The following is a 19917-nucleotide window of genomic DNA, read 5'->3' as shown; positions in this document are numbered from 1 at the left end:
CCTACGATTGGTTATATTTTAGTCAAACAGCGCTTAATTCAGACCTAGTGCGTGACGAGTTTCTTGAGCAATGCGGCACTCTTCATCCGTTGGAATAACCCATAGCTCGACGCTACTGTCTTGATTTTGGAAGCTGCCCTCGCTACCGCCGACCAGGGACGCGTTTTTATCTTTATCAAACCTGATACCAAAGTGGCGCATGACGTTTAAGATACGGGCGCGGGTGGTTGCTGAGTTTTCGCCAATACCGCCAGTGAAGACAATACCGGTGAATTCAGGTAACGCACAGCTCAGGCTAGCCAGATACTTACCAACACGGTAAGAGAACATTTCAATAGCAAGTAGTGCGTCTTTATGCCCTTCATTTGCCGCTTGTTCAACCGTACGCAAATCATTTGATAAGCCTGAAATACCGAGCAGGCCACTTTCGCTATTAAGCATCTTGTCAATCTCTTCTAGACTCATACCAAGCTGACGCTTTAGATGGATATGTAGGCTAGGATCGACATCACCACTACGGGTACCCATCATTAGGCCTTCGAGCGGCGTGAGACCCATACTGGTGTCTAAGCTTTTACCATCATAAACAGCCGCTGCTGAACAACCATTACCTAAATGAGCGGTTAACCAACCATGTGGGCCTTTAGCTTCTGTGATCAGACTAGCACGCTCTGAAACATAAGCATGTGAGGTACCATGAAAGCCGTAACGGCGGATTTTTTCTTCTTCATATAACACTTTTGGAATAGCATAACGGTAGGCTACTGGCGGCATAGTTTGGTGAAAGGCCGTATCAAATACCACCACCTGTGGAATATCAGGGTAGATGGCTTGTACGGCTTCAATACCAAGAGCATTGGCAGGATTATGCAGAGGGGCTAGAATTTTTAGACGTTTGACTTCTTCTAACACGTGCTGATCAACGCGGACGGCTTCTGAGTATTCACGGCCGCCATGAACCACGCGGTGACCAACAGCGACGAAATGATACTGCTCAAGTAGGGCAAGGATTTTTTGTAACGCCAACTCATGACGACCACCGGGGATAGCAATCTCGAGTTTCTCGCCGTTTAGGGCCGTGTGTTTAATACGAGCGGTATCGAGGCCTAAGTTTTCAGCAAGTCCAACGATACGGGTTGACTCATCTTCGCTAATCAGCGCGTACTTGATGGAAGAAGAACCGCAATTAAGGACCAAGGTAGGGTTGGTCAATGTTGACTGGTCAATGTTCTGATCGTTATAAGAGGGATTGGTGGCGCCGTCGCTCATGCTCTATCCTTAGATTATGTTGATAAGTAGTGAATCATAGCGGATTGATATCCGTCGAACAAATAAAACCAGTAAACCTGCCATGACAATGGTGTAAGCAATGTTCAACCTAACAGCTTACTGACTAGTGCTCATTTATCGCCTTTGTAGGAGCATGCTAGCTCTCGATTGTAGCGACAAGTTCTGAGTATAATGTAACATAGTTACGCATTTACACCACAACAACTATAAGGTTTAGCATGAGTAGGCGTCAAGAGCTTGCAACAACTGTTCACTGATATAGCTGGGAGCCATTAGACATCATAAAGGCACGACAGCCAGTAATGAAATTGTAAGAAAGTTTGTCGAAACGCTTTTAAACCAACTTTTGTTTAATTGCAATACAGTCTAGTGGTATTTAATGGCTCATAATTAATATAAAAAGCCCGATATAAGCCAACACACATTTTTTATTACACTTAAGTAGCCGTTATAGACAGCAAAATGATCAACCAAACAAACGCAAGGTGTGCACAGCTTTACCGAATAATGCTATGATTAAATCAATTATAATGTGGTCAAAACTTAAGTCACAAACTGTTTATTATTCATCATTCTTTTATCCTGTTCACACGGTTGCAAGGTTACCTACCCTATGTTCAATATATGCCGCGCTGCAAATTCTGCGGATAAGAATAGCTTATCTGTTACCATTAGTCGTCAAGCTATTCATGCCTTAATTATTGGTAGTACCGTTATGTTCGGGGTAACTGGCTGTGGGCAAAAAGGTGCCCTATACTTAGCTGATACTAGCAGTCAAACGGTCGCCATGAGTTCAGACAACACAAACTCAGAGGTATTGGATAGTACTAGCAACCCGCAAGATGCCGCCTTTGCTGGTATCGACGATGACGACTATCAAAAATCACGTTATCTAGAGCAAAAGCAGGTGTTGCCAGACGCTAGTGATGATCCTAACGACTATTAAGTTGCATGACTGCTTATTCTTACAGTTATTGATTTGCATGATGATTGATTTGTATGGCTATTGCTTTGCATGATTATTGATTTGCATGATTATTAATAATTATGACGCTTACCCTTTTGAATGTGTTGAGTGTGTTGAGTGTGTTGAGTGTGTTGAGTGGTGGTGGGGAGATTTTAAGCTGTCCCTTGAACGACTGTATAGCAGGCAAGTTTAATCCGACAACAACGCCTGAATGCTTGTTGTGGGTTTTTATTCTTTAACCTTGATAACCTGATTAAATTAGAGAGAGATATGAGTAATTCTGAGCTGCAAGCTTGCGTGACCGTCAAAACTGAGAACGGGCTGTATATCGACCCCAAAGCCTTAACCGCCCATTTGTCAGCGCTACACTATAGCGATGATGGGTTATGCATGGAACAAGTTAGTATTACCGAATTGGTAAAGCGTTACGATACGCCGTGTTACGTCTATTCAAAGCAGGCGATATTGGATGTTTATCAAGCCTATAGTGACAGCTTTGCCACTGTTGATCATCAGATTTGCTATGCGGTCAAGGCCAATTCCAATCTAGCGGTGTTGGGTGTGCTAGCGCAAGCGGGTGCGGGATTTGATATTGTCTCTCGTGGTGAGCTGATGCGTGTACTCGCGGCCGGTGGCGATGTCTCTCGCGTGGTATTTTCAGGCGTGGGCAAAACCTTTGGCGATATCGAATATGCGCTAACTCAAGGTATTGGCTGCTTTAATGTTGAATCAATCAGTGAGTTGGCGTTGATTAATGAAGTGGCAGCGCAGTTGGATAAAATCGCACCCATATCGTTGCGGGTTAATCCAGACGTCGATGCCAAGACCCATCCCTATATCTCAACAGGTCTTAAAGATAACAAGTTCGGTATCGCTCACGAAGATGCAGTCGCGGTCTATGAGCAGGCGGCGGGTTTATCACATATTAAGATCGTTGGTATTGATTGTCATATTGGCTCACAGTTAACGGAGGTCGAACCGTTTATTGCGGCTTTAGATAAGGTTGTTGAGCTGATTCATAAGTTAGGTGATAAGGGCATTACCCTGCAACATGTTGACTTGGGTGGTGGCTTGGGTGTGCGTTATATTGATGAGACCCCAGTGTCTATTGCTGAATTTGCCACTGCACTATTACCAAAGCTGAGTGAGCTGGGCTTGACCGTATGCTTTGAGCCAGGCCGTAGTATCGTTGCCAATGCTGGCGTGTTACTGACTCGCGTTGATGTGCTAAAACCTACCGAGCATAAGAACTTTGCCATTGTTGATGCAGCGATGAATGACTTGATTCGTCCTGCTCTTTATCAAGCTGAAATGGCAGTAATTCCTAACATATTGCCGAATAAAGGTATTGAAACTGACGGTACACAGCCATGGGACATCGTTGGCGCTGTCTGTGAGACCGGCGACTTTTTGGCAAAAGATCGCTTATTATCTTTGTCGACAGGCGATATCTTGGCGATAACCGGTGCTGGCGCTTACGGTTTTGCTATGAGTAGCAACTATAATTCGCGTCCGCGCGCCAGCGAGGTGATGGTTGCTGATGATCGTCATCAACTGATTGGAAAACGTGAAACCGTTGAAGCGTTATATGCGAATGAAAGTCTGTGGCAAGAGTAAGCTCAACTTTAAAGTATAAGCGAGTCAATCTAATGTGGCCAGACTCGTAACCTTCCATTGATGACCGCTTTAATAACCATACAAAAATGGCCCATTGTTGTGATGACGATGGGTTTTTTATGCCAGGAATTTTAGCAAAAATAAGTCGATAGTTGAGCACGGTGATAAATATCATTGTGCCAGACAGCGTGCTAATATAACGAATACATAAAAATAGGATAGGACACAAGGATATGCTAATAGAATTTACTAAAATGCATGGTCTGGGCAATGATTTTATGGTCATTGATTTGGTGACCCAGCGCTTAGACTTGACCAAGGATTTGGTGCAATTATTAGGCGATCGTCATTTGGGGATTGGTTTTGATCAATTGCTAGTGGTTGAACCCCCCATGCGGCCTGATGTGGATTTTAGTTATCGCATCTTTAATACCGATGGTACAGAAGTTGAGCAATGTGGTAATGGTGCGCGCTGTTTTGCCCGCTTTGTGCAAGCCCGTAAATTGTCATTCAAGCAGCGGCTACGGGTTGAAACCGCCAGCGGTATTATTTCCCTAACCACCGATCGTTACGGTTGGGTAGAAGTCGATATGGGCAAACCTAAGTTTGAACCCAATGAGATTCCATTCACGCCCAAAGCCATTACCAAAATTCAAAATGCCTATCATCTTGATGTGGCAGGCACCCCGGTTCGGCTGTATGTGGCTAATATGGGCAACCCACATGCGGTGATCAAGGTTGATGACGTACTAGACGCGGAGGTCGAAAAATTAGGCAAGGCTATCGAGTCGCATCCGGCATTTCCTAATCGAGTTAACGTTGGTTTTATGCAAATAATGAATCAGCGGCATATCCGTCTACGAGTTTATGAGCGCGGCGTTGGTGAGACCCAAGCGTGTGGCACCGGTGCTTGTGCGGCAGTAGCGATCGGTATACGACAAGGTTGGCTCGATGAGGGCGAGGATGTGCGTGCCCAGCTGTATGGCGGCAGCATGGTTGTTCGCTGGCAGCCTGGTTACTCGGTGATGATGACTGGTCCGACTGCTTTTGTCTATGAAGGGGTCTTTAGTCCAGATGGTCTGATGGCGCAAGTTGGCATGAAGCTCAATCCTGACAGCTAACAAGTGGCAACTTTGAATGTGTTGTTAATTGACTGTGATACTGCTAGGTGAATGGTATGTCTATTTCTAACGAAAAACTGCGAGCGACCCCGCAAAGGTCATGGATATCAGCAGAATTAGCAGCAACAATAGAGTCAGATCAGACTCTACGAGAGCTGTTGTCACCGGTACACCGCTGGCTTAATACTTTGGCCGTACGTAATCATTCGGCACATACCTTAACGGCTTATTTTTCTGGAGTGAATCAGCTCGCGTTATTTTTGCGTGGTAAGCGGCTGACATGGACACGCTGTGATAAACGTCAATTGGCCCAGCATATTAGTCAGCGCCTCGATGAGGACAAGCTCGCGCTTGCCAGCGTGCAGCAAGAGCTGTCAGCTATCCGGCATTTTTATGGTTGGCTGATTGAAGAGCAGCTGGCACGTATCAATCCAACAACTGGCTATCAGCTGAAACGCAGCCCCCGACCGTTACCCTCGATTGCTGACATTGACTTGTTGACCCAGCTTCTGGATCAGGCGATTCCCGATACGCCAGAACAAGCGCGATTGTGGTTGCGTGATAAGGCGATGTTTGAACTGCTTTATAGCAGCGGTCTGCGTGTTGGCGAGTTGGTAGCGCTGGATATGGCAGATGTAGATTTATCCGACTTACGGGTACGTGTCACCGGCAAGGGCAATAAAACGCGTTTAGTACCGTTAGGATCTAAGGCGGCTGCCGCGATCATTCACTATTTACCACATCGTAATCTGTGGGTTGAGCAGCAGGACAGCGCAGTATTCATCAGTGAAAAACTAGGGACTCGGCTATCAACGCGTGCGGTTCAGCAACGCCTAAAAATCGCCGCAACGCGCGCTGGTATTGCTCAAAATATGTATCCACATTTGCTACGCCACTGTTTTGCCTCGCACATGCTGTCAGGTAGCGGGGATCTGCGTGCAGTACAAGAAATGCTGGGACATAGTGATATCAGCACCACGCAAATATATACTCATGTCGATTTTGCGAAGCTGACCCAAGTTTATGACCGCGCCCATCCTCGAGCGACCCATGCGCAAAAAGAACCAGACTCATAGCAAAATCTTAGTCATTACATTCAATATCGCTAAGCTATAAAAGTGCTTTGTCAGCGTTGCATTTTAAACAAATGATATAAATACTGCTAAACATAAAAGCGGCACAAGGACATTGAGCACAGAATATACATCTAATGTGTTAATTGAGAGTGACCGTGGAGCGCAAATACAGTGACTTGCTTGATGTTATCTTATGCTAACCGGTGACATTGGAATATGGGTAGCTTTTGCCGTGCTTGTTCTTGTGCGGGTTTATCTAAAGTGGCCAGTACCAGTGCGTAGTCCTTAGCGCTACCTTGATCTGTATTTTGGCGGTTAAGTTCGCTGTCATCATAACTAGTCATGATTTTGCTGTCATAAGCCGTAATTGCCGAATGCCCCCATGTTTGGCGAATATTGCCATCCTTATAAATATGGTCACCACCTTGAGCTGCCCCAATAACCATACATTGACTGTCTAAGGCGCGCGCCTGTAGCAATAGCGACCAGTGCGCTTGACCAGTCAGGTAAGTGAAGGCAGAAGGAGCGCTGAGAATATCAGCACCCGCTTGGCGCAGACGCTGTGCTAGTGCTGGGAAGCGCAAATCAAAACAAACCATCATACCTAAATTATAAACCGACTCATTAGCTTCTAGCGCTGCAACTACGGTTTGCATGCCGGGCTCAAACGTTGCTGCTTCATTATAGCTGCCTTGCTTATCGGCGACGGTGGCGGTAAATAAATGAATTTTGTCATAGCGCGCTACTTGCTTGCCGTCAGGGGCAAACAACTGGCTGACTTGACGCAATCGACCATCAGGCACTGTGACGCCATCAGGGCGATACAGACAGGGTAGCGTGCCGGCAATTAGGTAGACACCCTGTTGACGGGCATAATCTGCTAGCGTCGCAGATAGCGCTTCAAAACGCTCGGCAGTCGCAAACTGCTGGCCCATGCTACAGCAGTTTTCAGGTAATACCACAAGCGTAGCACCTTGGCTGGCGGCGTCCTTAATGGCAGCTTGGATATTGACGAGATTGGCTTCAATATCTTGCTGACTGTTCAGCTGTACGGCAGCTATGGTCAGCGCATTTTTATTTTTATTCTGACTGCTATTTTGAGTGCTATTTATTTTAGTGCTACTCATTTCAGTGTTATTCATAGTTTTTCTCGGTTATATTTATGAGCGTTGCTTTGGTTATATTTATTGATGTTTTTATGTGCTTTGCTGACTGTAGAGGAGGTTTGTTAGTCGCTAAAAACTGAACTGACTCTTAATGACCACTCAGCTGATTGCTACTAACAAAAGATAAGAAAGCTTAATTATCAGGTAAGAGATAAATTATCATAGCAAAAATATGACAAAAAATGCTATCGTCATGACCTGATGCATCTAAGCTCTCCGTCAAATTTGGGTAAACTGCAGATGCCAAGACTGCCTTAGCCAAATTTATTAATCAAAGCTGTCAGCAGATTTATCATCACAATAATAATAATTCTGGAGTGCAATAACCTACCTATGAGTATGTCATTTGGATTGGCGGCCACGCTAAGTACTTCGCAAAAGCTCACGCCGCAAATGCAGCAGGCCATCAAACTGCTGCAGCTCTCTAGTCTTGAGCTTGCGCAAGAGGTTCAGGCCAAGCTGGATAGTAATCCGCTGCTTGAACGAGTCGAGGATGACGAAGATGCTTATGAAGACAGTAGTGATGCAGTAGGAGACCCGCTAAGCGAATCCTTGACACTTGAGATGTGGAATAATAATACGATAATGGAGTCATCTACTGCCTCAACTAATGATGACGAGCGTCCTAATACTACTGAATATGACGATAACTCTTCTAACGATACGTTTAGTGATTATGATGACAGCTTTAATGATTATGACGATAGCTTGCAGCAAGCAAGTATTGATGGTGATGTTATAGACCACAGCGCTACTGATGATTATGTTCATGACAGCGACTATCAAGGTATTAATGACAGCATTAATGACAGTAACGACTATAGCCGCTTTGATACGAGTAACTTTAGTAATAGCAGCGCTTCTACCGCTGTTGCACCTTCAGACTACGATGAGCTTGATAGTTATCAGGGCGCTACCTGCGCTACTATTCAAGATCATGTGCGCTGGCAGCTCAATTTTAAACGTCTCTCAGAGACGGATATGCTGATAGCAGACTACCTGATGGACTCTATGGATGATATGGGGTTTGTTCGGCTTGATATTGATGAGCTACTACAAAGCTTTGCTACTATGGCAAGCTTTTATCAGTGGCAAGCCTCGGTTGAACACGACGAGATAGAGGCAGTACTGCGAGTCATTCAGTCTTGTGATCCGCTAGGCGTCGGTGCACGCAATCTTAACGAGTGTCTGGCCATTCAGTTATCGAAGCTGGATCCTGATATCGAGCATCTGAGTGCTGCGCGGGCGTTATTATCCGCAAGTGAGCATCTGGTTAGCAACAATATTAAGGCTTTGATTGAGCTAACCGGACTGTTACCTGAGCATATTACCCCAGCACTGAGTCTATTGCGCACCTTAAATCCTGCACCGGGATTGTCTTTTCAGAGCAGTCAGCCTGACTATACGCTACCGCCTGCCAGCTACGATATCCCCGATGTATTGGTAACGCCCATGCGTCGCAACCACCTTAATAACAATACCGCTGATAACAATGCTATGGGTAACAGTGCTATAGATAACAGTGCTGTGGACAATATGGTGCTAGAGGACGGCTGGCACGTTCGCCTTAATCCTGAAACTTTACCGAAATTACGCGTTAATCAAGAGTATGCTAGTTTGGTCAAGCGTGGTGATGACAGTCCAGACAATCAATATTTACGTGAAAACCTCACTGACGCGCGGCTATTCATTCGTAGTATTGAAGAGCGTAATCAGAACTTACTCAAGGTTGCTAGCAGTATCGTGCACCGACAGCAGAAATTTTTGCAGTATGGTGCTACCGCCATGCAACCCCTTATTTTAAAAGACATCGCAGAGGAGGTTGACTTGCACGAGTCTACGATTTCACGTCTTACCACCAGTAAAACTATTTTAACCCCACAAGGTTTGTTTTCGCTGAAACATTTCTTCTCATCACACGTCAGTGGTAATGATGGCGACGTTTCCTCAACTGCTATTAGCGCTATGATTAAACAGCTTATAGCCGATGAAAATCCTAAAAAACCACTATCTGACAGTCGTATACAAGCGCAGTTATTAGCAGATGGTATTGATATCGCAAGGCGCACAGTTGCCAAATATCGCGAAGCTATGAATATTGGCTCATCCACCCAGCGTAAACAAAAATACTAACCCGCAAAAAATATAGTTTGTCGTCAACAATCAGACCCATTTCAAGCGGGTTCGTTAGTAGGTCATGTATCGATATTACTTTTCATTGACTATAGCTGACTGATATAAAAACAGTAATAAAGGCCTATGACGAAAATCAATGAGTAACTTTAAGCGTGTTGGTGTCATCAATACGATCAATGTTTATCAAATTGTTACGAAGGTTAGCGAGCTGTATTACTTAATACTTACTCTATTATTATCGATAGGGTCAAGGTCACTCAAATGTATCGTAAAGGTAAATAAACATAAAAAAGAAAAATTTCCGATTATATAGAAAGATAAAGTAAACAACAGTTTTTATTACATATAATTACAATATACCATCTTGCTACTATTTAGATTTCATGACAAATTAGAGGCATATCAATAACAAAAACCAAGCAGCTTATTTACCCTAGTAAGGAACAGCGATAAAAAAGGACACGCTACCATTACTTGATAAGCTGACGATAGTTATTGATAAGGCAAGGTGGAAGAGGCGGGAATGCTGACTCACCTGTTGGTTATTAGCTATAAATACAAGGACAACAATATGAATGTTTCTATCAGTGGTCACCATATCAGCATTACCGATGCCATGAATACCGCGGTTCGTGAAAAACTAACCAAAGTAGAGCGTCACTTTGATCAGATACAGAGTATTCAAGTCATACTATCGCTAGACAATAGCGGCGCAAGTGATGGCGGTCAAAAGAGCCATAAAGCCGAAGCCATCGTGCGAGTCTCGGGTCAAGAAATGTTCGTACAAGCTCTTGATGATGATATGTATAAAGCTATTAATGAAATGGCGGACAAACTCGATAGACAAGTACGAAAATATAAAACTCGACAAGAGCGCAAAAAAGTTCAAGGTGCTGGTCGTGATGGGCGTTATACCGACAACGACGTTGCTGACGTTGCTGACGTTGCGCCAGTTATCTGAGCTTGGTACTGTCCTAAGCTAGGTAGAGACAACAAGAAGCCATTAAAGAAGCTACCTTAAATTTAAATAGATTTAAATAGAAAGTCATTAGAAAATAGGGAGTCGTTAAAAAGTTAAGTCATTAAAAAATAGAAAACTATTAAAGACAAGTAATATTTAATCATTTGGCCGATTTGTTAACGTGCATTTAGTAGCAATAGTAACTGTCGATAATTATAAAAATAAAGTCACAGTTGTTATGGCGATAAACCATCTTAACAAGTCAGTTAATTGGATTAGGTTTATTTAACGTGAGCTTTTTACCCTTAGAAACGTAACCCTTACACTTAATCCTTACTAAGAAAAAAGACCTCAGACGTGCAATACGTTTGAGGTCTTTTTTTACGAGGTGTTATAAACTAAAAAGCAGTCATACCTTACCAACTAGCCACCACCCACTGCTTGTACTACCTCGATGTTCATACCTTCAATAATTCGTAGTTGACTCAGCTCGCTCTTAGGAATAAGTTCACCGTCAACTTCAACCGCATAGCGACCTTTACTAAGCCCAAGCTCGTTAACCACTAACTGCACGGTTTGATGCGTTGTCTGTAAGGTTCTGCCATTAACGCTAATAGTACTCATAATGCTTGCTTCCTAATTGTTTAAAGTGCTCTTCATTGAGTGCTTTGAACCTATTACCTATCTCAGTATTTAATTTATAGAATATTCAGCCCACAGAATTACCCAAGCGGAATGTCGTTACCGCTAGCCACACCCAGCCTGCAATCATTGTAACACCACCAATAGGCGTAATAGCACCAAACCAGCGCGGCGCACCGAGCGTCATCGCGTATAAGCTACCAGCGAAGATAATGACCCCAATTTGTAGCAGCCAGGCAGTCGTTTGGGTAGCATAGTTTAATCGAATCAGTAAGCCGACAAGCAATAACCCAAGCGCGTGCACGAATAGATAAAGCGTTGCGGTATGCCACCATTCGAGCTGCTGGGTATTAACCATATTCTTTAGACCATGGGCTCCAAATGCGCCTAGAGCCACGGCAATGGCCATATTAATCGCCGCAATACCTATCCAATTTACCATCGTCAAACTCTTAATATTTAATGGATTTATAGTCAATTACCTAGTCGTATTTACTAGCTATTTGCTGACTACTTAGTAGCGATTTAGTAGCGATCTAATGCTAATAGCTATCTACTGTATGTCATCCGGTAAGATGACACTTTCGATGGTCATTGCATCGCGGATTTTATCCATAGCATTTTTTTCGATTTGACGTACCCGTTCTGCGGATATCGAATAGACGGCCGCCAATTCGTGTAAAGTAGATTTTTGCTCGGTAAGCCAGCGCTGCTCAACGATATCACGTGAGCGATCATCTAGCGTATCCATGGCGGCGATCAGGGCTGAAGAATTATTCTCTTCCCAATCAGACTCCTCCACCATTTCGGCAGGATCGATTCCATCTTCTAAGAACAACTGCGGGGCATAACGGCCATCGTCATCATCACTAGATTGGGTCTCAAATGAGGCATCATAAGAGGTCAGACGCGATTCCATCTCTAGGACCTGCTTACGGGTAACATTAAGATCTTGAGCAATAGCATCCGCTTCTTCTAAGGTCAGCTGATTGTTGGTCTTCTTTAAACTGCGTAGATTAAAGAATAATTTACGATGGGCTTTCGTGGTCGCCACTTTGACAATACGCCAGTTACGAATCACAAACTCATGAATTTCAGCTTTAATCCAATGCACTGCAAAGGAGACCAAGCGTACGCCTTTATTGGGATCAAAGCGTTTGACTGCCTTCATCAAACCCAAGTTGCCTTCTTGAATCAAATCGGCTTGTGGTAAGCCATAGCCAGAATAACTACGAGCAATATGAATGACAAAACGCAGATGAGACATCACTAGTAAGCGCGCGGCCTCAACATCGCCTTCGTCATAATAGCGGTGTGCTAGCTCTTGCTCCTGGGTGGGGGTCAAAATTGGGATTTGATGTACGGTGTTGATATAGGCACCTACATTCACTCCAGGCGCAGATAAGTGCGTAGGCATGGCAGGCACTAAGTCACGTGTACTAGTGTCTTCGAGCGCACTGGCATCATAAGGTGGGCGCTGTGCTGCTGCCTTCAGCGCCGCTTCGCGGGCTGGGTTGGTTTCAGTAGCAGGACTATTGCCATTTTGCGGGTCATTACTTTGCGATGTCGTCGTCGAGTCAGTAGCCATATTCTTGACCTTGATTAAAATTGAATAAGTAAGCAAAGTTGTCGATGAAAGATTTCTCTATCTTAAAAGATGTCGTTATCTTAATTGTAAAGGATAGCGTTACTTAGTTGCTATCAGTTTTAGTAATGATGAAGTGAAATATTGTATCGAGCGTTTGAGTAGAGGCGCTACCAGTGACTGAACTGTCAGTCACCTGATTAATTAATAATAATAGAGTGTCAGCCATAGCTGTTTGCTGAGTTTGCTGACAAAATGCGACGATGTCAGCTTGAGAGTTAGGGTCGGTGGCAACCACGTATAGTGATTCGCCGGTTGCCACACCGCGCAATGCCACTTTAGTCTTCAATAATGGCATTGGACAGGCAAGTCCGCGTCCATCTACTAGGTTTTTGATAGTGATAGACGCTATTTTTTGCCCGTCATCACCGTTTAGCTGGATATCTTTAATATACTTATTAGTTAATGAGCCAGCGGTCAATAAGCCAGTCGGTAACAAGGTCAGCAATGAGGTAATATTACATTGCTCAGACTCAGGTAATGTCTGCGCCAAACTTAATTGATAAGGCGCGTGCATGGTGGTTGATGAATCGTTAGCAACAGACATAAATGATACCTTTATCATATTAACTTTTAATACTCAGTGTTGAATATTTGATTTTCATAATAGCGGTGTTATAGATTTACTATCATAACAAATCAGCGCTTAGCAATTGCAGCTGTTTGCAGTTGTCATTACTATGACTGTGTAAGTTAAAGTAAAAAGACAGCCAATACGAAAGTCAGCTGCAATAAAGACAGGATAAAAATAGTAGGCCAACTGTTGCTACAGGCCAAAAGCATCGCATAGCAATGTTGCACAAGAGTGACGCACTGCTTAGACATTGGTAGTCAAGCTCATACTAGAATTGACCTCATAGCGACAAGCTCGTATAGTCGAAACTGACCTTATAACTAATCGCGTTATAACTAACCCGGTTATAAATAATCGCATAGGATACGCAATTGTACTATTTTAATTGTCAGTCTATAGACAAAGGCCCATACGATAAGCATCGAAGCAATGCGCAGTCGCCTGTATATCGACAAGGTAACGGGCGGCTACCGATGTTTTTATCATTAGGATCATCAATACGCTTGTCAGCAGGCTTCTCCACAGTGTTATTGGCGATTGCAGCATTAGCGAGTAATTATAGCCAGGCTGCGCCTTTGCCTTCATCATCAGCACCATCCGTAACTGCCTCGACGTATGGTACTTGGCAAGCATCAGATTTAGATGAATTAGCGTTACCTAGTTTGCGTGGTCAAGGGCTAAGTTTCAATGAACAGTATCAAAATAAGCTCATTGGCGAATGGTCATTACAGAATATCAATGGTCGCGTCAAGATGGAACATGACCCTTGGATTCAAGAAACCGTACAAGGCATTACCTGGCGACTCAACGCGCAAGCGCGGCAGCAGGCACCATTAGCACTAGTGATCATCGATAATCCCAGTATTAACGCGTTTGCCGCACCGGGTGGTGTTATTGGCATTAATACAGGCACGATATTGGCTGCAGGCAGTATGGACGAGCTCTCTAGCGTAGTGGCGCATGAGGTCGCGCATATCAGCCAACGGCATTATGAATTTGCGGCAGATGAGCGTCAAAAAGCTTTACTCATGCAAGTAGGCGGAATATTGGCGGCTATTGCGGCAGCAGCAGTTGATGGAGATGCTGCCGCGGCAGTGATGATGGGTAGCCAAACCCTGGCGATGAATACTAGCATGGCCTTTAGCCGTAGTAATGAGCGTGAGGCTGATCGGGTGGGCATGCAGATAATGACTCAAGCTGGCTACGATCCTCGGGCGATGCCGCGGTTCTTCACCACGCTGAATCAACAAAGTCAGCTCAATCAAATTGAAAATCGATTTTTACCGAGCTTTGTGCGCTCACATCCTCTAAGTAATGAGCGTCTAAGTGAAGCGCAAAGTCGTGCTCAGCGTTATCCTTCACTGTCATTAAATCAGCAGCAGCGCCATCAAGCTTTATTTGACTTGCTCTATTGGCGGGTACAAAGTACCGGTAAGCATGTTTCAAAAACCGCGCTAACGACCGCAGCGAAGAACAGCTTGGGGGCAAAAATTGCCTTAATGCATTGGTACGGTGAGCAACAGCGCTTTGAAGAGGCTAATGAGGTTATGAGCGAGCTCACTGCCTTGCCAAGTGCGCAGCGGCAAGTATTAGAGCCTCTCTTGTCTATCACACATAGTCAAATACTGAGTGAACAAGATAAATGGCAGCAGGCCGCTGAGGTATTACAGCGTCAGCAGCGTCTTTATCCTGAGCGCCGTGACTTACGCCTCTATTTAGCAGAAGCGCTGACCAATAGCAATCAGCCTATCCAAGCGCAAGCATTGCTAAAACCGCTGACCGAGCAGCAGCCAAGCGATCGCTATGCCTGGCAGAGCCTGCAATTAGCTAATGAGAAATTAGCCAAAACCACCGCTTCACCGCAAATCGCACATATTGCGACTATTAATGCGCTACGTTATCGCAGTCATGATCAGCTATGGAGTGGGCGTTATGACGCGGCACTCATATCACTTACTCAAGCAAAGCAGCTGACTGAACAGATGCAAACTACGGCGCAAGCCACTAGTGCCCGTCCGTTATTAGCGAGTATTAATGCAGAAATTAGAGCCGTAAAAACCGCTAAAAACTATAAGCTTTAAGCGGTTGTTTGCATATTTTAATGGCTTGAATATAGGGCGCGTTGAAACTTGATACTAAAAGTCATGTAGTCAATAAAAAGTAATATCGATACATAACCTACTGCTGGCATAAGTTTTTCTTGCTTGCTGTGCCCAAGCTTTGATAAGGCTTTAACCTTGGAGTGCTTGTTTCACGAGTTTCGATATCAACGCAGGATCAGCACGACCAGCGGCTTTATCTTTTAGCACGGCCATGACACTACCCATGTCACGCATTGAGGTTGCGCCTTGTTTTGCAATTTCAGCGTTTACTAAAACTGAAAGCTCGGCGTCATCCATTTGTTTGGGCATAAATTCGTTAATGATATCAATTTCAAACTGCTCTTTGGTCGCCAAATCCTCACGGTCATTTTCAGTAAAAATAGTCAATGACTCATGGCGTTGTTTGAGCTGTTTTTGTAGCACTTCTAATACGTCAGCATCATCAAGTTCCGTACGACGATCGATCTCGATTTGCTTGATGACCGCTTGCACATTACGCAATACTTTAACACGCTCAATCTCGCGCGCTTTCATAGACTTTATGATAGTGTCTGCTAAATGTTGTTTGAGTGGGCTCATGGCTATTATTATTCCTTATGGGTTAATAGGTTTTATATGACAGCGGATTGATGAGAGCAAGCTTGGTAATGACAGCTTCTTAAATAGAGGTAATAATAAAAATTGTAGCACAAAAAACGCCACTGATATCAATAGATAGCAGTGGCGTTAGTATATCAGTATTGCGAATAATTTTATTAGTCTGTTAAGTCTCAAAATATTTAGAGATTAGCAGTTAGTTTAAAGGTTTCAAATACTAAACTGAAAAGCTTAAACTGTAATCGTTTTAAACGATTAATACATACGCGTGGTACGGATAGTTTCGCGTTGTAATTTTTTCTTATAACGCTTTACGGCAGCTGCTTTTTTGCGCTTACGCTCTTGCGTTGGTTTTTCATAAAACTCACGCTTACGCACGTCTGATAAGACACCGGCTTTTTCACAGGCACGCTTAAAACGGCGGATAGCGATATCAACTGGTTCGTTTTCTTTAACCTTAACTGCAGGCATGAAGACTCCTTATGAGGATGAGATAAAAGGGCATTAGTTCGGTTGTGTATTAGTATTTAGCCGTAATATCTCAAAATTATCGGCATCAACTCAAACTAGGACAGTCTCGTGCAATAGCACAAGGGCGGCAATTTTAACTAAAAATGTCAGCAAAGTCAAAGCCTTTAGCGTATTTATTCATTATAATCATCAAGGTGCTCATCGTATCATTATTGGTTTAGGTATTTGCTTTTTAGTTTAACGTTTTTGATATTATTTTAATAAAATTTTGACCGGTAGTGTATAAATTGCCCGCAAAAAACCCTTGCTGACTATAACGTATTGGTCGCAGTTTATGCTATGATAAATTCAGCATTATAGTAGGGGTTTTATACTTTTACGTCAAATTCACTAAGGTTGTTAAGATGAAAAAAACGGTAATAAAAGGCTCATTCAGCACTGCTCTATGGACAATATTGATCGTCACGTTAGGCGTTAGCATTAGTGCCTGTAGCGGTGATAAAGAGTCAGGTGAAGTCTTGGCAGTCGATCGAGTCGAAGCCGCGGAAGAGCTTGCCCGTAAAAATGCTCCTGAAGCCGAAGATATGGGTTTTGCAGAAACTGCGCCGATGGTAACTGCCGCCGCTGAAGATGCGACTTTAACCGCCGCTGCGGATATGCCGGATGCGACTGACACTGCAGGAGCTGCGCCAGCAGAGACTGCTGCTGCGCCTGCAGATCTTGCCGTTAATGTTGGTGCTCAACTTTACAGTAAACAGTGTGTGGCTTGTCATCAAAACGGTTTGTTAAATGCGCCGAAATATGGTGATGCAGCCGCTTGGGCGCCGCGTATTGCGAAAGGTAAAGAAACCTTATACACCCATGCAGCAAATGGTTTTAATCAGATGAACGCGCAAGTGAATGCTGAAGTGACTGAAGAGCAAGTTCATGCAGCAGTTGACTATATGGTTGCAGCAGCCAGCTAGTAAGGTGACGTTGAATCCGCTATAAATTACCAAGTTATATGACTGCTAGGCTACATATCGTTAAGTCTATATAAATACACGATAGCCTTAACTTTGTTTGCAATGAAATTACTTGAATTCGACTGTCAGAAAGTGTTACATTCACAAATTTTCTAGTAGCCGTTATTTAGATAATAATAGTCTTAATAAAAACTAACAGTATTAACAAGTAGTTGCTATTATGGCCTATTAGATGAGGGTATGAACATGACTATTAAGGAAGAAGTTATCAATAAACAGGACGTTATGAATAAAAACTCAGTTGCCAAATTAGCATTGTCAGCACTGAGTCTCAGTCTACTATTAACGCTGAGTGCTTGTAGTGGTGGGGACAACACTGCTACTGATGAGACCGCTGCTGTCAGTGACACCGAAACTGCAGTAGTCGCGGTCGAAGAACCCGTCGTTAATACTGAGGAAGCGGCTACAAGTGAGGTGGCAGAGCCAGCCATTGTTGAAGCGCCTATGCCCACTGCGGCAGTTACTGCTGAACCTATCGCTACCGAAACTGAATTATTAGCAGTCGACGCCGGGGCCAAACTATACGAATCTAACTGTCAAGTATGCCATCAAAATGGTCTACTCAATGCCCCGAAATACGGTGATGTGGTCGCTTGGGCGCCACGTCTTGCGAAGGGTAAAGAAACCTTATACACGCACTCGGCAAAAGGTTTTAACAAAATGCCAGCACAGGCTAATGATGAGGTCAGCGAAGCTCAAGTCCATGCAGCCGTTGACTATATGATAGCCGCCGTTAGTTAATGTCAATAACCACTAGCTGTTAGCTGACATTAGGGTAAACCCATATAGACGAATCAGGCTGTCAGACTGGCCTGCTGTATCGCCTGTTATAAACAGTGTTTATTGTTATAAATAGCTATTCTGATTATCTGGTTACGACTCTAGCGATGAAAATTTGTTAAACTTACCGCCATTGTGTTTCACAATAGCGGTTTTTTTATGGACAAAAATAGTCGCTTATTAATATGGATAAAACCACGCACAAAGAAAGGCAATAGCATGAAAGTATTGGGTTTGGAGACCTCTTGTGATGAGACAGGTCTAGCAATTTATGATAGTGAGCTGATAGACACTGACAACCAGGGTTTACTTGGGCAAGTGTTGTATTCGCAAATAGAACTGCACGCGGTCTATGGCGGTGTGGTGCCTGAGCTTGCCAGCCGTGATCATATTCGCAAGCTGGTACCGTTACTTAATGAGCTGTTAGATCAATGCGACATCAGTAAAAATGATATTGACGCTATTGCTTACACCAAAGGCCCTGGGCTGATTGGTGCATTGATGACCGGCGCTCTATTTGGTCGCAGTCTGGCTTATGGATTAAATATTCCAGCGATTGGTGTGCATCATATGGAAGGGCATTTACTAGCGCCATTGATGGGCGCCAATCCACCTGCATTTCCTTTTGTATCGTTATTAGTATCTGGCGGTCATACCTTACTTATTGCGGCACAAGGTATGGGCCAGTATGAAATATTAGGCGAGTCGATTGATGATGCGGCAGGCGAATGCTTTGATAAAGCGGCAAAAATGCTGGGTTTAGAATATCCGGGTGGCCCTAATATTGCCAAGCTTGCTGAGACCGGCAATCCCAATGCTTACAATCTACCGCGCCCGATGCTGCACCGCGGTTTAGATTTTTCATTCAGTGGTATGAAAACCGCCGTTCATAATCTCATTAAAGACACCCCTGGTTCAGGTATAGGTTCAGGTACAAGCTCAAGTACGGGTTCTGATAGCGATCCACAAGTTCGAGCCGATATAGCAGCGAGTTTCCAACACGCGATGGTCGATACCCTAGTTAAGAAATGCGTCAAAGCACTTAAGCAGGTAGATATGAGCCGTCTGGTGATAGCCGGAGGTGTCAGTGCCAATAGCCATTTACGCCTGACGCTTGAGACCGAGTTGGCAAAAATAAACGCCACCGTACATTATGCGCCACCCGCATTATGTACGGATAATGGCGCCATGATTGCTTATGCTGGTTATCAGCGCTTGCAAGCAGGCCAGAGTGATGATTTGGCTGTCACCTGCGTGCCACGTTGGCCAATGACTGAGTTACCGACGGTGTAAATGTGAATGTTCAACACGCTCTAGTTTTGACTGTCAAATTCGTGTTAATTAAGGATATTTTATGCATTGGCTTGCCATCGGTTTAGGAGCAGCAATTGGCGCATGCCTGCGGGCATGGCTAGCACGCTTTAATCCGCAACACAGCTGGATACCGCTTGGGACTTTGGGTGCTAATATTTTAGGTGGGTTGTTAATAGGGTTAGCGCTAGTATGGTTTGAGCGGGTGGGTAGTGAACTGTCTCCTAACGTCAGGCTGTTTGTGATCACTGGTTTTTTGGGCGGGTTGACTACCTTCAGTACCTTTAGCGCTGAGGTTTTTACCTTTATTCACGCGGGTAAATTATTGACGGGTTTAGGGCTGATAGGTTTGCATGTTGGGCTAACATTATTAGCGACCGCGCTCGGATTTTACTTTTTTAAGTCGATCTTATAAGTTAATTATCTGTAAAAACTG

General features: G+C 44.0%; 19 protein-coding genes. 11 read left to right on the top strand and 8 right to left on the bottom strand.

What is annotated here, in order from left to right:
- Nucleotides 1–33: 33 nt before the first annotated feature.
- Nucleotides 34–1269, bottom strand: coding sequence for an acetate/propionate family kinase (locus RCH20_RS05620; protein ID WP_327192873.1), 1236 nt, complete (start codon nucleotides 1267–1269; stop codon nucleotides 34–36).
- A 634-nt stretch (nucleotides 1270–1903) separates the two neighbouring features.
- Here RCH20_RS05620 and RCH20_RS05615 point away from each other — a divergent pair.
- From RCH20_RS05615 to RCH20_RS05600, 4 genes are all read left to right on the top strand, one after another.
- Complete coding sequence (locus RCH20_RS05615) at nucleotides 1904–2236, top strand: LptM family lipoprotein (RefSeq protein WP_209955648.1); 333 nt, start codon at nucleotides 1904–1906, stop codon at nucleotides 2234–2236.
- Between the two features lie 291 nt (nucleotides 2237–2527).
- Nucleotides 2528–3874, top strand: coding sequence for a diaminopimelate decarboxylase (lysA, locus tag RCH20_RS05610; RefSeq protein WP_442793099.1), 1347 nt, complete (start codon nucleotides 2528–2530; stop codon nucleotides 3872–3874).
- A 233-nt stretch (nucleotides 3875–4107) separates the two neighbouring features.
- The gene (gene dapF / locus RCH20_RS05605; protein WP_327192872.1) at nucleotides 4108–4995 is read left to right on the top strand and encodes a diaminopimelate epimerase; all 888 of its coding nucleotides are present in this window, start codon (nucleotides 4108–4110) and stop codon (nucleotides 4993–4995) included.
- A gap of 56 nt (nucleotides 4996–5051) precedes the next feature.
- Nucleotides 5052–6071 carry a tyrosine recombinase XerC gene (locus RCH20_RS05600; protein WP_327192871.1) on the top strand — a complete coding sequence of 340 codons (1020 nt, stop codon included), beginning with the start codon at nucleotides 5052–5054 and terminating at the stop codon, nucleotides 6069–6071.
- A gap of 191 nt (nucleotides 6072–6262) precedes the next feature.
- Here RCH20_RS05600 and RCH20_RS05595 read toward each other — a convergent pair whose 3' ends face one another.
- Complete coding sequence (locus RCH20_RS05595) at nucleotides 6263–7198, bottom strand: nitrilase-related carbon-nitrogen hydrolase (protein ID WP_327192901.1); 936 nt, start codon at nucleotides 7196–7198, stop codon at nucleotides 6263–6265.
- A gap of 372 nt (nucleotides 7199–7570) precedes the next feature.
- Here RCH20_RS05595 and RCH20_RS05590 point away from each other — a divergent pair, with 372 nt between their 5' ends.
- Together RCH20_RS05590 and hpf are read left to right on the top strand one after the other, a co-directional pair.
- Nucleotides 7571–9370 (top strand): RNA polymerase factor sigma-54, encoded by a 1800-nt coding sequence (locus RCH20_RS05590; RefSeq protein ID WP_327192870.1) that lies wholly within the window; start codon nucleotides 7571–7573, stop codon nucleotides 9368–9370.
- A 574-nt stretch (nucleotides 9371–9944) separates the two neighbouring features.
- Nucleotides 9945–10334, top strand: coding sequence for a ribosome hibernation-promoting factor, HPF/YfiA family (hpf, locus tag RCH20_RS05585; RefSeq protein WP_327192869.1), 390 nt, complete (start codon nucleotides 9945–9947; stop codon nucleotides 10332–10334).
- 423 nt (nucleotides 10335–10757) lie between these two features.
- On the opposite strand, the gene thiS is transcribed toward hpf, so the two are convergent.
- The 4 genes from thiS to RCH20_RS05565 form a co-directional block, all read right to left on the bottom strand.
- Complete coding sequence (gene thiS, locus RCH20_RS05580) at nucleotides 10758–10958, bottom strand: sulfur carrier protein ThiS (RefSeq protein WP_209955637.1); 201 nt, start codon at nucleotides 10956–10958, stop codon at nucleotides 10758–10760.
- Nucleotides 10959–11043: 85 nt separating this feature from the next.
- Nucleotides 11044–11418 (bottom strand): DUF423 domain-containing protein, encoded by a 375-nt coding sequence (locus RCH20_RS05575; RefSeq protein ID WP_209955635.1) that lies wholly within the window; start codon nucleotides 11416–11418, stop codon nucleotides 11044–11046.
- 111 nt (nucleotides 11419–11529) lie between these two features.
- The gene (gene rpoH, locus RCH20_RS05570) at nucleotides 11530–12393 is read right to left on the bottom strand and encodes an RNA polymerase sigma factor RpoH (RefSeq protein WP_209958786.1); all 864 of its coding nucleotides are present in this window, start codon (nucleotides 12391–12393) and stop codon (nucleotides 11530–11532) included.
- 274 nt (nucleotides 12394–12667) lie between these two features.
- On the bottom strand, nucleotides 12668–13168 hold the full coding sequence (locus tag RCH20_RS05565) for a sulfurtransferase TusA family protein (RefSeq protein WP_327192868.1): 501 nt from the start codon (nucleotides 13166–13168) through the stop codon (nucleotides 12668–12670).
- Between the two features lie 398 nt (nucleotides 13169–13566).
- Between RCH20_RS05565 and RCH20_RS05560 the strand changes: the two genes are divergently transcribed.
- Nucleotides 13567–15276: a M48 family metalloprotease gene (locus RCH20_RS05560; RefSeq protein ID WP_327192867.1), complete on the top strand. Its 1710-nt coding sequence runs from the start codon at nucleotides 13567–13569 to the stop codon at nucleotides 15274–15276.
- 150 nt (nucleotides 15277–15426) lie between these two features.
- Here RCH20_RS05560 and RCH20_RS05555 read toward each other — a convergent pair whose 3' ends face one another.
- Together RCH20_RS05555 and rpsU are read right to left on the bottom strand one after the other, a co-directional pair.
- A complete protein-coding gene (locus RCH20_RS05555; protein ID WP_327192866.1) occupies nucleotides 15427–15876 on the bottom strand; it encodes a GatB/YqeY domain-containing protein in 450 nt (149 codons plus the stop codon).
- 273 nt (nucleotides 15877–16149) lie between these two features.
- Nucleotides 16150–16365, bottom strand: a complete 216-nt coding sequence (rpsU, locus tag RCH20_RS05550) for a 30S ribosomal protein S21 (RefSeq protein WP_025651930.1) — start codon at nucleotides 16363–16365, stop codon at nucleotides 16150–16152.
- Between the two features lie 404 nt (nucleotides 16366–16769).
- Between rpsU and RCH20_RS05545 the strand changes: the two genes are divergently transcribed.
- The 4 genes from RCH20_RS05545 to crcB all read left to right on the top strand — a co-directional run bounded on the left by RCH20_RS05545 (nucleotide 16770) and on the right by crcB (nucleotide 19896).
- A complete protein-coding gene (locus RCH20_RS05545; RefSeq protein ID WP_327192865.1) occupies nucleotides 16770–17330 on the top strand; it encodes a c-type cytochrome in 561 nt (186 codons plus the stop codon).
- Between the two features lie 240 nt (nucleotides 17331–17570).
- Nucleotides 17571–18131 carry a c-type cytochrome gene (locus RCH20_RS05540; protein WP_327192864.1) on the top strand — a complete coding sequence of 187 codons (561 nt, stop codon included), beginning with the start codon at nucleotides 17571–17573 and terminating at the stop codon, nucleotides 18129–18131.
- 258 nt (nucleotides 18132–18389) lie between these two features.
- On the top strand, nucleotides 18390–19463 hold the full coding sequence (gene tsaD / locus RCH20_RS05535; RefSeq protein ID WP_327192900.1) for a tRNA (adenosine(37)-N6)-threonylcarbamoyltransferase complex transferase subunit TsaD: 1074 nt from the start codon (nucleotides 18390–18392) through the stop codon (nucleotides 19461–19463).
- A 61-nt stretch (nucleotides 19464–19524) separates the two neighbouring features.
- Complete coding sequence (gene crcB, locus RCH20_RS05530; RefSeq protein ID WP_327192863.1) at nucleotides 19525–19896, top strand: fluoride efflux transporter CrcB; 372 nt, start codon at nucleotides 19525–19527, stop codon at nucleotides 19894–19896.
- Nucleotides 19897–19917 lie beyond the last annotated feature (21 nt).

The organism is Psychrobacter sp. PL15, from assembly GCF_035984995.1.
Lineage (GTDB): Bacteria > Pseudomonadota > Gammaproteobacteria > Pseudomonadales > Moraxellaceae > Psychrobacter.
The sequence above is the reverse complement of the archived record's forward strand: the minus strand, read 5'-3'. Positions and strand labels throughout refer to the sequence as shown.

What these genes read in the sequence shown, in the direction of transcription:
- RCH20_RS05620 (WP_327192873.1), bottom strand. Translation starts at nt 1,269, where the DNA reads ATGAGCGACGGCGCCACCAATCCCTCTTATAACGATCAGAACATTGAC.
- RCH20_RS05615 (WP_209955648.1), top strand. Translation starts at nt 1,904, where the DNA reads ATGTTCAATATATGCCGCGCTGCAAATTCTGCGGATAAGAATAGCTTA.
- lysA (WP_442793099.1), top strand. Translation starts at nt 2,528, where the DNA reads ATGAGTAATTCTGAGCTGCAAGCTTGCGTGACCGTCAAAACTGAGAAC.
- dapF (WP_327192872.1), top strand. Translation starts at nt 4,108, where the DNA reads ATGCTAATAGAATTTACTAAAATGCATGGTCTGGGCAATGATTTTATG.
- RCH20_RS05600 (WP_327192871.1), top strand. Translation starts at nt 5,052, where the DNA reads ATGTCTATTTCTAACGAAAAACTGCGAGCGACCCCGCAAAGGTCATGG.
- RCH20_RS05595 (WP_327192901.1), bottom strand. Translation starts at nt 7,198, where the DNA reads ATGAGTAGCACTAAAATAAATAGCACTCAAAATAGCAGTCAGAATAAA.
- RCH20_RS05590 (WP_327192870.1), top strand. Translation starts at nt 7,571, where the DNA reads ATGAGTATGTCATTTGGATTGGCGGCCACGCTAAGTACTTCGCAAAAG.
- hpf (WP_327192869.1), top strand. Translation starts at nt 9,945, where the DNA reads ATGAATGTTTCTATCAGTGGTCACCATATCAGCATTACCGATGCCATG.
- thiS (WP_209955637.1), bottom strand. Translation starts at nt 10,958, where the DNA reads ATGAGTACTATTAGCGTTAATGGCAGAACCTTACAGACAACGCATCAA.
- RCH20_RS05575 (WP_209955635.1), bottom strand. Translation starts at nt 11,418, where the DNA reads ATGGTAAATTGGATAGGTATTGCGGCGATTAATATGGCCATTGCCGTG.
- rpoH (WP_209958786.1), bottom strand. Translation starts at nt 12,393, where the DNA reads ATGCCTACGCACTTATCTGCGCCTGGAGTGAATGTAGGTGCCTATATC.
- RCH20_RS05565 (WP_327192868.1), bottom strand. Translation starts at nt 13,168, where the DNA reads ATGTCTGTTGCTAACGATTCATCAACCACCATGCACGCGCCTTATCAA.
- RCH20_RS05555 (WP_327192866.1), bottom strand. Translation starts at nt 15,876, where the DNA reads ATGAGCCCACTCAAACAACATTTAGCAGACACTATCATAAAGTCTATG.
- rpsU (WP_025651930.1), bottom strand. Translation starts at nt 16,365, where the DNA reads ATGCCTGCAGTTAAGGTTAAAGAAAACGAACCAGTTGATATCGCTATC.
- RCH20_RS05545 (WP_327192865.1), top strand. Translation starts at nt 16,770, where the DNA reads ATGAAAAAAACGGTAATAAAAGGCTCATTCAGCACTGCTCTATGGACA.
- RCH20_RS05540 (WP_327192864.1), top strand. Translation starts at nt 17,571, where the DNA reads ATGAACATGACTATTAAGGAAGAAGTTATCAATAAACAGGACGTTATG.
- tsaD (WP_327192900.1), top strand. Translation starts at nt 18,390, where the DNA reads ATGAAAGTATTGGGTTTGGAGACCTCTTGTGATGAGACAGGTCTAGCA.
- crcB (WP_327192863.1), top strand. Translation starts at nt 19,525, where the DNA reads ATGCATTGGCTTGCCATCGGTTTAGGAGCAGCAATTGGCGCATGCCTG.